Origin of the sequence: Bradyrhizobium sp. CCBAU 45321, assembly GCF_028128975.1 — a bacterium.
Taxonomy (GTDB): domain Bacteria; phylum Pseudomonadota; class Alphaproteobacteria; order Rhizobiales; family Xanthobacteraceae; genus Bradyrhizobium; species Bradyrhizobium yuanmingense.
Window position 1 is genome coordinate 23,803 of record NZ_LFKZ01000113.1, and the last position, 13,419, is coordinate 37,221.

9 protein-coding genes and 2 pseudogenes are annotated in these 13,419 nt (G+C 57.7%); 2 read left to right on the forward strand and 9 right to left on the reverse strand.

The window, feature by feature from the left end; all coding sequences use genetic code 11:
* Positions 1-23 precede the first annotated feature (23 nt).
* The 3 genes and pseudogenes from hemN to ACM43_RS13730 all read right to left on the reverse strand — a co-directional run bounded on the left by hemN (position 24) and on the right by ACM43_RS13730 (position 4,561).
* Positions 24-1,359: pseudogene (hemN, locus tag ACM43_RS13720) on the reverse strand (oxygen-independent coproporphyrinogen III oxidase).
* Between the two features lie 1,749 nt (positions 1,360-3,108).
* Positions 3,109-3,834: an outer membrane protein gene (locus ACM43_RS13725; protein ID WP_036030669.1), complete on the reverse strand. Its 726-nt coding sequence runs from the start codon at positions 3,832-3,834 to the stop codon at positions 3,109-3,111.
* Positions 3,835-4,315: 481 nt separating this feature from the next.
* Complete coding sequence (locus ACM43_RS13730) at positions 4,316-4,561, reverse strand: hypothetical protein (RefSeq protein ID WP_036030671.1); 246 nt, start codon at positions 4,559-4,561, stop codon at positions 4,316-4,318.
* A gap of 663 nt (positions 4,562-5,224) precedes the next feature.
* Between ACM43_RS13730 and ACM43_RS13735 the strand changes: the two are divergent.
* Together ACM43_RS13735 and ACM43_RS13740 are read left to right on the forward strand one after the other, a co-directional pair.
* Positions 5,225-6,312 (forward strand): annotated as a pseudogene (locus ACM43_RS13735) (IS5 family transposase).
* On the forward strand, positions 6,312-6,656 hold the full coding sequence (locus ACM43_RS13740; protein ID WP_036030673.1) for a hypothetical protein: 345 nt from the start codon (positions 6,312-6,314) through the stop codon (positions 6,654-6,656). The pseudogene ACM43_RS13735 and the gene ACM43_RS13740 overlap by 1 nt, the downstream one beginning before the upstream one ends.
* A gap of 418 nt (positions 6,657-7,074) precedes the next feature.
* Here the strand turns inward: ACM43_RS13740 and ACM43_RS13745 are convergent, their stop codons facing one another.
* From ACM43_RS13745 to nodD2, 6 genes are all read right to left on the reverse strand, one after another.
* Positions 7,075-7,437, reverse strand: coding sequence for a hypothetical protein (locus ACM43_RS13745; protein WP_036030678.1), 363 nt, complete (start codon positions 7,435-7,437; stop codon positions 7,075-7,077).
* 1,514 nt (positions 7,438-8,951) lie between these two features.
* The gene (locus ACM43_RS13750; RefSeq protein ID WP_271540659.1) at positions 8,952-9,413 is read right to left on the reverse strand and encodes an ABC transporter substrate-binding protein; all 462 of its coding nucleotides are present in this window, start codon (positions 9,411-9,413) and stop codon (positions 8,952-8,954) included.
* Between the two features lie 172 nt (positions 9,414-9,585).
* Positions 9,586-10,089, reverse strand: a complete 504-nt coding sequence (locus ACM43_RS13755) for a branched-chain amino acid ABC transporter substrate-binding protein (protein ID WP_271540661.1) — start codon at positions 10,087-10,089, stop codon at positions 9,586-9,588.
* A gap of 299 nt (positions 10,090-10,388) precedes the next feature.
* Entirely contained in the window at positions 10,389-11,093 is a 705-nt protein-coding gene (locus ACM43_RS13760; protein ID WP_271540678.1) for a MerR family transcriptional regulator, read from the reverse strand.
* A 124-nt stretch (positions 11,094-11,217) separates the two neighbouring features.
* Positions 11,218-11,427, reverse strand: a complete 210-nt coding sequence (locus tag ACM43_RS13765) for a hypothetical protein (protein ID WP_036030681.1) — start codon at positions 11,425-11,427, stop codon at positions 11,218-11,220.
* A gap of 556 nt (positions 11,428-11,983) precedes the next feature.
* The gene (gene nodD2, locus ACM43_RS13770) at positions 11,984-12,976 is read right to left on the reverse strand and encodes a transcriptional regulator NodD2 (protein WP_036030685.1); all 993 of its coding nucleotides are present in this window, start codon (positions 12,974-12,976) and stop codon (positions 11,984-11,986) included.
* Between the last annotated feature and the right edge of the window lie 443 nt (positions 12,977-13,419).

The following is a 13,419-nucleotide window of genomic DNA, read 5'->3' on the forward strand; positions in this document are numbered from 1 at the left end:
TTCAACTCCGCTCGAGGCGTGGCTTAGCTAATGGGGGTACGGTCGAGATAAGTGTCGAATGCGGCAGCAACCGCACGAACGACGAACCGATGCTCCTGCTTGACCCGAATTAAACCCCCTTCAACGTCCACTATCCCGTCTTCGGCAAGCATTCCCAGCCGGCCTGCAGAATTGAGAAGAGGAATCGGATCAAATCCGTGAGCAGCACAGATCGCTGGTATGTCGGCGTGCAAATCGCACATTAGACGCTCGATGATTGCGGCGCGGAGGCGATCTTCGGTCGACAGACAATAGCCTTTTGAGGTTGCCAGGCGGCCGGCTCGAACGTGTTCGTGATAGGAAGTGGTTGCGATCTCGTTCTGCACATAACCCTCACGCAAACGGCCGATCGCGGAAGGACCTAAGCCGATTACGGTTTTGCAGGTATCAGCCGAATAGCCGAGGGAGTTGCGGCGCAGTCGACCAGCTTTCTGCGCTAGGGCGAGCTCGTCGTTGGGCAGGGCGAAATGGTCGAGCCCGATCTGGTGGTAGCCGGCCGAGACCAGAGTATTTGCAATGGCCGCGGCTTGCTCAGCGCGGGCAATATTGTCCGGCAGCGACCTCTCATCGAGCTGGCGTTGACGTTTCATATAGGAGGGGACGTGAGCATAGCCGAAAACTGCAAGCCGGTCTGGCCGCATGGCCAGAGCTGTCCGCGCGGTGTCCACGCAGGACCGCACCGTTTGATGCGGTAGTCCGAAGAGAAGGTCGAAATTGATGCGGTTTATCCCATGCTGGCGTAGAGTTTCGACGACAGAAGCCGTCAGCACCTCGCTCTGCGCGCGGTTGACCGACCTTTGAACTATAGGATCGAAGCTTTGCACGCCGATGCTCGCGCGGCTGACCCCGGCCGCTTGTAACGTTTCGACCATCTCGGGCGTGACCCCACGCGGATCGATTTCTATGGCGATGGTAGCTGATTTTTTGAACGCAAAGCAGTGGCGCAGGAGTTCCATCAAGGCGAGAAAATCGCTCGGTGCAATGGTCGTCGGCGTCCCGCCGCCAAAATGCACGTCGCTCACCGGCAGAGCGCGCGGCACTTGCTCTGCGACCAAGCCTATCTCCTCTCGCAACTGCCAAGTAATTGCGGACCGGTCGCTCGCTGCGAGTGAGGCTTGTAGGGAAGCCGCGATACCAACAGATAGAGCGACAGAACGGAACGTGGATGTAGAGCGATACGGGCTCGTCGGGCGGCAGTCGCCTCAGCCATGTCTCACAAGTCTCGGCACCGACCATCGCGGAGAAATCCGGTACGGTTGGATAGATGGTGTACCAAGGCAGGCGAGCATCGCAATACTTGTTCAGAAGGGAGGTCTGCAAGTCCTAACTTTCCAATGCTCAGGCCAGCATAAAGCTGACGAATACCCTCTCTAATGTCTTTGCGATATGTCAAACCCGCCTAGTGGTTTCTGAGATCTGGTCCCGTTTTCGATGTTACTGCAAACGCGGCTTAGGGGCAGGGTGAGGGAGTGAGAGTCGCTCGTTGGCGGCTATCTGAACGTTTAGGATATGAATTTCTCATGCGAGCACGGTCGAAGCGACTAGACGTGCCCGACGAGCCTGCGCAACGTTCAATCGCTCATACGAGGGCACGTCGTTTCCGCATTCGCTGAGGGCTGCTCATTCTGCGACGAAAACAGGGATTGCAGGTCTCACCAGAAGCAGCTGAGCTGGCGCAGATTTTCAAACCGGTTTTTCCAAGCAAAAGCCGATTTGGTTGCTCACAGGGTTCAAAGGATGCCTCCCGTCAAAGGCCGGCGTGCCACGGAAAGACAAGTTGCTTGCTGGATGAGAGCGAGAGGAGCGCAATAGTACAACGTGACGCGACGTGCGATTCAAGTCTGTCGGCGCAGCCGACGAAAGCTCGCTTTGATCTCTAGTATCGAAGCATAAGCCTCAATTCCGCCACGCTGCTTGTCTCATTGCCACAAGCATCATCACGGATGTACTGATGATGTTGGGGCGAACCCGGCGCACTTTCAGCCCCCCGGCCGAGTGCGTCGGGGCGCCTTGGTTCGGCGGCGTCTGGTTCCTGTCTAATGCAGCTCACCAACTCACAACGGTTGTGGACGTTCTGCTGATGGCAAAGCGAATTCTGGCCAGATACATCAGATGTAACACTATCTGTATGGTCTATTCTGCGTGACCAGCTGGGTAGTTTTCTTTGGAACATAGCCTTTGCAGCTATCGATCGCTGCCAGACGCGCATATCTACTCCGTTAGCCTTCATTCGCGTCGCGTCGATGTGATGCACCTGCAGCTCTCAGTGTCACATAGGGCGCCCGGTCAGGCGTCGACCATCCAGTCACTATGTTCTCGATGCTGCGAGCTCGAGCCGTCTATGCAGGATCGGGGTGGAGAGCTTGCGGCTTTTCATTGCATGAATGCGTTCCCATCCTGGTATTCCAGTCCGGTCACAATGGATTGAGGAAGTTTGTGGTTCGGTAGACCAATCGAGCCTGCAGATGCTCTTGCGCGAATGCGAGCTGAGCCTACCCAGGCGTCGAGGAGATTGCGGCAACCGCTTGATCAGGCGAAAGTGGGTGCCCCACCCGACCTCTGTTGTACAATGCAGTGGCATACCAACGAAAGTTATTAGCAACAGAAATGCAGTACCACCCGCCTCACCAACGCTCGCATAGAGCAGCGAGATGATCGCGAAGAGCGGAGGCTAAGCTCTTGGCCGTTTTCCACCGAGCCCTTCATAAGTTGTGCATCAGGTGCGGCCTAGTTGTGTTCCGCAAGGGGCTTAAGTGGGATGGCGCGGCCGGAGCTGCAGTCAGGTCAAGGTCCTTAACGAGCGTCGTGTGTAGACCGTCCCATCAACTGCCGAACTTTGTACTTGACTGGGCTGGAATAGGGCTGCGCTTTTGGCCCTGAGAGGGCCGGACTCGAGGGGCCGCCGAGGTAAGCTGCATTTCTTGCTGTAAGTCACCTCGTGTCCCTGCTTCGCAAATGGTGCTGTCGCCTTCCCTACCAATGTCATGATTGCCGTTTTTGTGGGATCAACTCGCGAAAGAACCCCGACCGCAGGCCGGGGTTCCGATTCACGCAGCCGCGTGGAGGTCTCTATCTAGCAAAGGGCGAGCCAAACTTGTAATTGAGCCGTGCCGTGATGAGATCGACATCCTGGTGGACGCGATCCGTACCAAGAGCCGCTGGGAAGCTGATGTTGCTGCGCTGCATGAACAAGTGGTTATACTCGACGCCAGCTGACCAGTTCGGCGTGAGGCTGACTTCGGCACCGGCGCCCAGCACGCCACCCCAACGCACATCACTGCTTTTGCCAATCTCGGTGCCAGTAGCCAACGAGTTGACCTGATAGGTGTTGCTGGTCACCGCAGCACCACCCTTGCCGTATAGTAGCACGGCATTGAACGCGTAGCCGATATGGCCCGTGAGTAGACCGAATGCATCTGTCGTGGTGCCAACGGTGCTTGCCGGAAAGGCGGTGCTGATATTGGAGCCGCTGAAGTCGGCCCAGTTGCCCTGACCTTCGATGCCGTAGACCATGTTGAAGATGTGCCAACGATAGCCAATCTGGCCGCCAATGGTCCCGCCGGTCGAATTATGGCAGCCCTCGGGAGTGGCGCCATTAAAATCCCAGCAATTGTGGCTCGTTCCCCAGCCGCCATTTGCACCGATATAGTAGCCGGACCAATCTGTAATCGGGGCCGCGGCCGGCAGCGGTGCCGCTTTGACCTTGACAGGCTGCCCGGCCAAGTCCGTGCCGAAGGAGGGAGTGGCCGCAACGAATGCGCCGATGCTTGCAGTCAGAATCAGAATGTTTTTCATTCGAGTGTCGTTTCCTTTCGGTGCCCCCCGGCGCCGTGCGTTTATCAATATGAACGCGAATTGCTGTAACTGCCGCACAACATGTCTTGGAAAGAAATGTGTCCAATCGTACGCGGCGTTAGATTGCGGAGCGCGCAAAATGCCGCTGCTCCACATCCATCGAGACGCTGCGGCCCGGCAGTGGTGCCTCGCGGGGCCCTTCTTTGGACACGAGCCGTTCATGATGACGTCGATGCGACTGCAAAGTTGGGAGGTGCTTGGCTCCTTCTGTTGCAAACCGGCAAACCGAGGCCGCGCTTACACACTTCGTGTATGCTGACGGCTCAGGCAGATCGGTAATGAAGGCCTTGATTGCAGGCGCGCCGGGCAGAGCCTCAGTAGAGGAAAGTCTGCTCGACCACGCTCTGACCCGATTTCTACGCATAGACCCGTTAGATGTGTTTACCCAGCCAGACGCTCCCAGCGGTACGGCTGCAAGCGCTCATTGCTCCGTCGACGGCGCGAGTTCAGCACGCAAGTTGCGTATCGCCTCATTTGCCAGATTGAGAGTATTCCGTTCGCCTTTTCTTATCGAACACTCAAGGTAAGTGCGCAATCGTCTATGAAGGACGGCCTTGAGATTATGTGCCAGCAAGGGATCCTTCTCGACAAAGCCCCAAGCCTTGTCAAATGCGACGCTCACGACAGCATCTGGCACCTGCACTTGGTCGGAAGAAAACTGATCCATCTAAAACACTCCTCGACATCCTGACACAAGGGAGTACCCTCCCAAAAGCTAACCGAGATTTCGTGACGTGTAGCAAGCAAGACATCAGCGTGCAGACCCCCCATCGAGCTGCTCTCGGGCTTCAGGGAAGTTTATAGATCGTTGTTGAAAGTCGGATGACCGAATGTCGTATTGCCAGGCGCAGTCGAATAATTCTGAAAGGAGTAAAACGCAGGATTCGAGCGCGCTTCTTTACCGTAGTGCGCTGTTGATTGGCGTCGACAATAAATTGTGGATATTCGTCCTGCAATCGGAAGATCCGCGCCAGGCCAGTCACGACTAACCGGACGTGAGCGGCCCAACCGCAATATGGTGATCTCGGAAGCTATGTGAGGTTCTCGGATACGGACAGGTGGTGCGCGCCGCGTCTCAGCGCCACCAGTGCGCGGCGGACAATATCGTGGTGCCTCGCGGAAAGATTGCTAACGTGCGGAGAGGCTGATCGCCCTGTTCCGAGCATTAGCTTTGAAGGGTACCACACATCCAACATGTCGTAGCTGCCTTATCTGGTAGATCTTGATCGGAAGAAGAAGCACCACATCCCCTAGCAGGCCGTTGAAAAAGGCGCTCGCCGCCGACCGGCGGCCGTGATTCATTGGCTCCGACGAGATTCGGAGATGGTGCGTGCGCGGCGGCGACTATCGAGCGGGCGAGCTGTTCAGCTACGTCGACCTGGAGGCGCGGGTGCGGGATAATCATCCGCTACGAGCGATCCGGACGATTGGGAACGAAGCGCTGTCGGCGCTGGAGCGCGAGTTTGCCGCGCACTATTCGCCGATTGGGCGGCCGTCGATCCCGCCGGAGAAGCTGCTGCGGGCGATGCTGTTGCAGGCGTTTTATTCGATCCGCTCGGAGCGGCTTCTGATGGAGCGACTGGAATACGACCTGCTGTCCGTTGGTTCGTCGGAATCGGCCTTGACGACGCAGCCTGGGACCATTCGGTGTTCTCGAAGAACCGCGACCGGCTGCTGGAAGGCGACATCGCGGCCAAGTTTCTGGCGGCGGTGCTGGCGCAGCCCAAGGTGAAGAGGCTTCTGTCGAGCGATCACTTCTCGGTCGACGGTACGCTGATCGAGGCCTGGGCCTCGATGAAGAGCGTCAAGCCGAAGGATGGCTCCGGCGAGCCGCCAGCGCCCGGCGGCGGGCGCAATGCCGAAGCGGACTTCCATGGGCAGAAACGCCCGAACGACACCCACGCTTCCACTGATCCCGATGCCAGGCTCTATCTCAAGCGGAAAGGCAGGGAGACCAAGCTGTGCTTCATCGGGCACGGGCTGATGGAGAGCCGCCACGGCCTGCTGGTCGACGCTTGCCTGACGCAGGCCGACGGGCATGCCGAGCGAGTGGCCGCGCTGCACATGATCGAACCACATGCCGACCGGCCGACGGCGATCACGCTTGGCGCCGACAAAGCCTACGACGCAGAAGACTTCGTCAACGAACTGCGCTCGATGAACGTGACGCCGCATGTTGCACAGAACACCAGCGGCCGTAGTTCCGCGATTGACGGACGAACGACCCGGCACGGCGGCTATGCCGTCAGTCAGCGCATCCGTAAGCGCATCGAGGAGGCATTCGGCTGGATCAACACGGTCGCCGGGCAAGAGAAGACCAGCTTCCGTGGCCGTGATCGCGTCGCATGGGCCTTTACCTTCGCTGCCGCCGCCTACAATCTGTTGCGACTGCCCAAGCTGATTGCGGAGACCGGCTGATGGCCAAGGTGCCCGGCTTCGCCAAGGCCTGTGTCGGCCGCTGGCGCATCGTCGAGATGGACGTCTGGGACAGCGACTTCCTTGATCTTGTCGAAGAGGCGCATCTCACCTTCCAGGGCAAGTCCGATGGCGAAATCGCCTTTGGGGCTCTCAAGGGCTTCCTGGACGTGCGCTACGGCACCCGCGACGGATCGGCCTGCGCCGAGTTCTCATGGGAAGGGCACGACGAGAATGATCCGGCCTGTGGTCGCGGATGGGCTATAATCGGCACTGCGGGCAGGCTCGTCGGCCACTTCTACATCCACAATGGCGACGATTCAGCCTTCGTTTGCGAACGCGGCTGAGTTCTTCAACAGCCTCCTATGGCTGCTTTGGGAATCGTATCTGATACATGTAGCGAGTTCGAAGGTCGGCGCAGGGAGCGGTCGGAAGCGGCGATAGCCGTCCGGTGTCTCGAACGTATGTGTTGGGTTGCGCTTCCGCGCTACCAGCTCTTGGTGGCCACAGGCGTCGAGGAACAGCAAGGTCTTGCTAGATCCGAACGTAATTGCGTCGTCCGCGGCGCGAGATAAAGCGAGCCTTGCTCTCGAACGTCGTCACGAGCAGTTGCGATATAGAAAGCCAGCGGAAGCGACCCGCTTGTGGGACGGGGAGCCCATAAGCCGCATACCTCCATCTGGTGCGGACGACATTGGCACGATTGTCAGTCCAGCGATAAACGTTCGGTCAGCGCCCTCAACCCAGAAAAAGCCAAATGAAAGTTCAGTCCGCCGCCGCACGTGAAAAAATCAGCTTGGCGATCGTCATTCGATTGACGGAAGTTCGGAGCGCTGCCGGTAATGCTGCCACAGTCTGATCGAAGAGGCGTCCCAAGAACTGAAGGTCCTCGGGCTGGTAAACGCCACGGTCTCGAAACAGTCGCATTCGTCCGTCACCGGTGCTCGTATCACCACGCTGGCCGAGCTCCAGCTCCGCCGTAATCATTTGGCCTATGAGTGCATTGAGCAGTCGGATCGCTTCGAGCTCGTTGCCTTCTTCGCGCATGAGCGCGGCCACGATGTCGAGTTGCAGGTCGATGCGATCCTCGAGATCCTGTATGCGTGAATTGGAAGGGTCAAGTTTCACGGTATTTCTCCAAAGTGGTGAAATGCAAGACAGGCGGAATAAGGGTAGTCGTTTCCCGTTCGCCAGACGCCGGATGCGTCGGCCGACAAATCGCTGTTGCACAGGAGGTGCGCACGCTCCCCAAACAGGGCGGCACACATGTCCCGCGACAGGATCGCAAAGGGGAAGTGGGCGTATATGGAAAAGCCGACAAGCGTTGTAGATGGCCCGGAAGTCTATTGGACCGTAATCGAGCCGTCCGGCGTGTCGGATAACTGCAGTGACTCCAGTCGGGGTCACACAGGTGGTTGTACTGCCTTGCTTGGAGCCGCGGCGACCCGGCTGGATTGTTGATGCTATCGGCTCTGGTCAGAGCGAAAAGTCCGGCCCGCACCGGTGCAAAGGACAGTTCACCTGCCCGAGTTCTATGCTGCGGACGCATTTACCTTCGCCGAACAGTGCGCGTGAAAGCTGTCTTCTTAGAGCCGCCAAGTATCATCGCAAAGGCGAGAGACGACAACGTGATAGGCTGCGCGCCCGCCTGCGGTTGCTCATCGCACTGCATTGGTGCCCCGCGTGTTTCGCTGTCAAACATTGCGTGATGCAGCCACGACAGACGCGAATTGAGCTGCGACCAACCTGCAAAGAGCCATTGTCACGAGACATTCGTGGACTGTTCTTTCCGTAATCCGGCGTCGACTTATGCGGTGTTTGGGTTGAATTAGTACAATCGAAAGTGTTGATGGGATGCATCCAGTTCGTTGATAGCGCCCGCGAGCAGCCTCACCGCCTTCATGGGAGCCGGTTAACTGGTTTTTCCCGCGGTCTGGGCTCAGAGCATAAGGGATGTCGGGCAGGGTTGCTGATCCGTTGATCACCGATCATGATTGACAAAGAAAAGTCGCAGGGCTGCACGTTTGCGAATAGCTTTGAAATGGAGCCGAAGAAGCTCTGCCGTAGTCCCGAGCCGAAGAGACAGACATGCAATCTCGGCGCCGACGATCCACCAGCTGTGGTTACCCGCAATACCCGGCTATAGCCTATGTAATGGGCCCTGATTGCTTCATGCCGTCCCGCTCTCTCTTCCCTGCGTGGATCCGAGCTTGCGCGATATGATCGGTACAGGAGAATGCGTCAATGGCGATCCGGCTATCAGTTTGATCGAAGTAGCGAACGCGGCCCCCATCTGAGCCATTGCGTGACTGTAAACTCGTTGGCTTCGCGTTCCTCGTCCTGAACCTTCAATCGCTTGGCGCAGAAAGGTCATGCCTTCAGACCCGCCAGAACTGTAGTCGACCGCTCAGCGGTCCTGTGCTGCCGGACGGATCAGGACAACGGGGCTGCTAATTGTCTATCATCGGACGTAGCACCTCCGTCAGCTCGACCCTAGCTAGCTCTGCGAGCGCCGCCGCGAACGCGAAAAACGCTCCGAAAGCAGCAAGTATTAAAGAGCTAGCGAGTATCGCTGCGATAACGTTCTGAGGGCGTCTCGTCATTCGTGATACATTGCGTTTGGAGCCGGCGGTGCGTGCCAATCAGTACTTCTTGACACGTTCAACACGGCCGTCGCGCCAGCGGTAGACCAAAAATCCAGAAGCCGAGTTGTCTCCCTTTTTGTCGAACCGGACCGGGCCAATTACGGTGTCGACCGGCCGTGAACGAAGTGCGCTGGTGACCCGCGTAGCATGGAAGGAGCCGCTCCGGTTCACCGCCTCTGCCCAGGCTTGCACAGCTGCATAGGCGTATAGTGTGTAGCCTTCACCGGACAGGCCGGAAGCTTTGAGTCCGGCGACCACGCCGGCCGCCTTGGCACTCCCGGCGGGATTGGGCATGAAGGTAAACAATGTGCCATTCCCAGCGCTGCCGGTAATCGCCCAGAATTCAGAGGTCATCAGCGGATCGTTTGCCATGACTATGAAGTCTGCTTTTGAATCTGATGCCTGGCGCACAAACAATCCGATTTCCGTATGATAGCCGCCGATATAGGCGACGCGCACTCGATCTTTTTCATTCTTGAGACTAGCGCTCTGAAGTCCCGTTCACCTGCAACATAGCTTTGCCGACTGACTTGTCGTCCGAATCGATGAAGCTGGGCTTCGACCACGTCGGCAATGCCCTTTCCAGCAGTGCTCTTGTCGTCGAGCACCGCGATGTTCTCGTTGGGATGGTTCACGTGAATGTACTCGGCGGCACTGTTCCCTGTTGGTCGTCGCGGCCGGAGATCCGAAAGACAGTCTTAAGGCCGCGCTCTGTTAGCTGAGGAGTTGACGAGCCTGGTGACACCTGAACGATGCCTGCTTCAGCGTAGATGTCGGAGGCCGGGATCGACGAAGAGGAACAAAAATGGCCAACCACCAACAGGACGCGCTCTGTCGCGAGCTTATTCGCAACTGCGACAGCTTGCCTTGGATCGCAGGCGTCGTCAGCGACCCTCAATATAACTTTGGCATTATCCGGAAGTAGGCCCCAAGCGTTCAAGTCCTCAACCGCCGCAGCTGCACCATCGCGCATTTGCGCGCCGAACGCGGCGCTGCTTCCAGTCATTGGGCCAGCCACGGCGATCTTTACTTCAGAACCGCGCGCAAGCGGGGCGGCGAGAGCGCAGAAGAGAATCGCCGCACTTGCAACAGAAGCGCGCTGCGTATTTGCAATTGTATAGCCTTCAATGCTCACTGAAGTGATCCCAAGTGGTTGTGATCAGACACCCCTGCAGGTCAAGGCTGCTCCAAGCCGAACGTGCGTTGGTTCGACCAGCTTCCAATTTCCGTAGAGTCTACAATTTGACGTTACGTGCGGATCAAGCCGTTTTAAGGGGCATGGGTGCGTCAGGAGCGCGCATCGGCGGGCCATGACCATTTGTTCGCTTAAGCTCGTAAAGCTTTCAGCCCGCATCAGAGCGCGGCCGATCAACCTAGCATTGTCAGGTTGCCTTCAACCGACGTGTGGAAACGGCCATGAACGGGTCAGTACGGCTAATCCTCCAACCCGCCAAGGGCGAGATCGAGATATTGCATCAGGCAGGGATCCCAACCAGCCAGAGCGCGGGGGGCGCTCAGTCGTGCAAGTACCTTCAGGATCATCGAAACGCGTGAATCGGCGCCGGCGATTTCGCTGATCAGCAAGCGTGCTGCAACTGCGACAGCCTTTGCGCGCTCACCGCAAGGGGGCTCGCGCCGATCCATGCAATCGCGAAGGTCGTCACGGATTCGCCGCCACCGGTCCTCGCGCTCTGAAGCTAAATTGCAGATGCATGGGGACGTTTGACTACGCGTCTCGACTCGCGACATGGCATTCAGAGTGGCAGGCAGCTCATCCACACTTACTTGCGCCTCGCCGTCGATGGTCATGTTGCGCAAACGGTCGCGCAACAGAGTTGCTCGAGCGACTTGAAGTTCTATGCGCTCTAAATGTTTGCGCAGCAGGTCCGTGAGAGAAGTCGTGCCCTCCATGGCTTTACGGATCTCGACAAGTGAGAAGCCAAGCTCGCGCAGCGCGCGAATCTGCTGAACCCGCTGCAGGCTTTCGCGGTCATACATCCGGTGGCCGCCGTCAGTACGCTCTGTGGCTGCTAGGAGTCCTGTGTGCTCATAATGGTGCAGCGTGCGTACCGTTACTCCGGTCGCCTCTGCAAGTTCGCCAATGCGCCATCGACGCCTTCTTGGTGTAGGTTTGTTCATGTTGTTCAATTTTGAAGCCTACAACCTGACGTCACGTATGATTCAAGCTGCTTCTAAGCGTCAGCCTGAATCGTCTTCCATTCTCCAGCGCGAGAGTGGTGACTATCCTTAGAATGGCGGCGGATCAACCCTGAGGGGAAAGGGTGATCAACAAGTTCGCAAGGCATGCCAGTTGAGTCTCGCCAGCCACTGTACGCTCCAGGATGAGCTTGGCGATTGCCGTGCGATTCTCTGGACTCCGCATCGATGGGGGTAGCGCGTCGATGGCGCTGTCATAAAGTCGTCCGAGGGCAGAAAGCTCTTCTGGATCGAACACGCCGCTGGATAGCTTCAACCTTCAGCTCCTTGTTTGAATTGGGTCCAGGGCAGCGCAGGTCGTCAAGACGTTTGGCTGCGGTAGGGCCAAAAGAAGTCATACCTGCGGCGCAGAGCGATGGGGATGCTGTGTACTGTAGAGTGATGCCATAGCGCCACACGCGAGCGCGGATGCTTGCTTCGTCTTTATGATCGACGACCTCTATGCTCACGATGCATTTTGTTGCGACTCCAAAGAAGCCGATCGCCTCCATTCATCGGGAGCAACTACTAACCCGGAGAGTTGACGAGAGGATCCCGTGCCGGTCCTGCCTTCTCGAGAGACGGGATTGGCGGCCGCCGTTGCAACGTAAACGCCTGGCCTAAGCGCGAACCTGCTGCTCCGTCTCTAAAGCCAGGCCAACACTCTGCGTTTGTGACATCTCGCCTAACCCCAACGCGCGAAAGAAAATCAAGAACGTCTCAAGGACCCCGCGCGCCCGGAGGGTCTTTGTCCCGGGACGAGGAGAGCAAGGCAGGCAAAGAAATAGTGTGTAAGTGTTGGAATTTGAGGTTCGTAGACTTCACGAACGTCCTTACGGCAACGGCGAGACGGATTGTGCGAATTTTCCGGCACTGCCCGCTCCTTCCGGAGTGCTGGTGACGGGGGGCTCTTGTGCAGTTGCCATGCGCGTGGCCTCCTCGAACAATATCTCCCGTATCCACAGGCTTTCCGGGTCATTGTTGTGAAGTGCGGGCCATTGGACCGCTTCAGTGAAGGCGGGGAATGGATCCGGAAGCTCGACAATCTGAAGAGGCATCGTCTTTTGGAAATGCCTCACGAGCCCTAATGGCATCGTGCCTATGCGGTTCGTCCCAACAAGGAGGGGCGGGATCATGCTGAAGCTCTGCACGAGAATGTCGATGCGCCGAGTAGGACCGAGATCGATTAAAAATGATTGCTCAACTGGCGCGTGGGGCGCGCCTCCGTGCTTAACTGCAACGTGACCCATCGACACATATCGATCGAATGTAAGCCCGCGTTGTAATTCCCTGTTCGTGCAGCAGCCTACGCAGACGAGTCTCTCCTCAAATAGGGCCGCCCTGGGGTGCGCGCTGGACATGAGAGAATCTGGCAGGATAACAAAATCGACTTCGCCGCGGCGGAGGAGCTCCTCGTGCTCAGCGGTCGGCGCCGCCAGTTCGAAGCTGACGGTGGGGGCTTCTCGTGTGACGCGCTCCACGACATTTTTTAAGAATACAACTGTTATGAAATCAGAAAGGGCGATCCTGAACCGCCGGCTCGATCGAGCTGGATCGAAGACATCTCGCGCCATAATTGAGAGTTCAATGTGCATCAGAGCCTGGCGTACAGGAGCTGCGAGCCCTTCCGCGCGCGAGGTCAAGACAAGTTCGCGCCCCCTCATCCCAAACAGTTCATCGCCAAAATATGTGCGCAACCGGGCAACGGCTGCGCTCATGGCCGGCTGACTGAGATTGATGCTACGCGCCGCTGAGGTGAGATTGCGCTCAGTTATCAGAGCATCCAGCGCAACGAGAAGATTTAGATCCAGACCTTTGAAACGCATCTCTTCTTATCCGGCGCAAACGTCCTTGCTGCGAAAAAGCGTGCGGTGGCGGCTGCGTCTGGAGCAATCGTCCTGGCTCGCCCGAATGGACATCGGCTCAACCCTGCCATCACGACAAGAAGCTCGCGAAATGACCACAAGAATGGACGGCAAGCGGTAAGCCGATCGGCCGTGGCGGGAAAGCTTCAGGAACCTCCAAGCTGATCCGTCTCGCCGGTTTCGGCCGACCACGTAGCTGGTCCGTTCAGCTCGCTGATGGCAGATCATCCCAGCGTCCGTGAGCGCCGTGAGGTCCCCAAAGCGCTCCGTCGACGGCTGCGTCGTGCAGCGCTAGTCGCGACGGTCAACCTACAACCTGACGCAATGTGCGATTCAAGCCATTTTATGGGCCAAGCTAAACATTTGTAATGGAGGTGTGTTCTATCCGCGACAGTGCCAGGGGG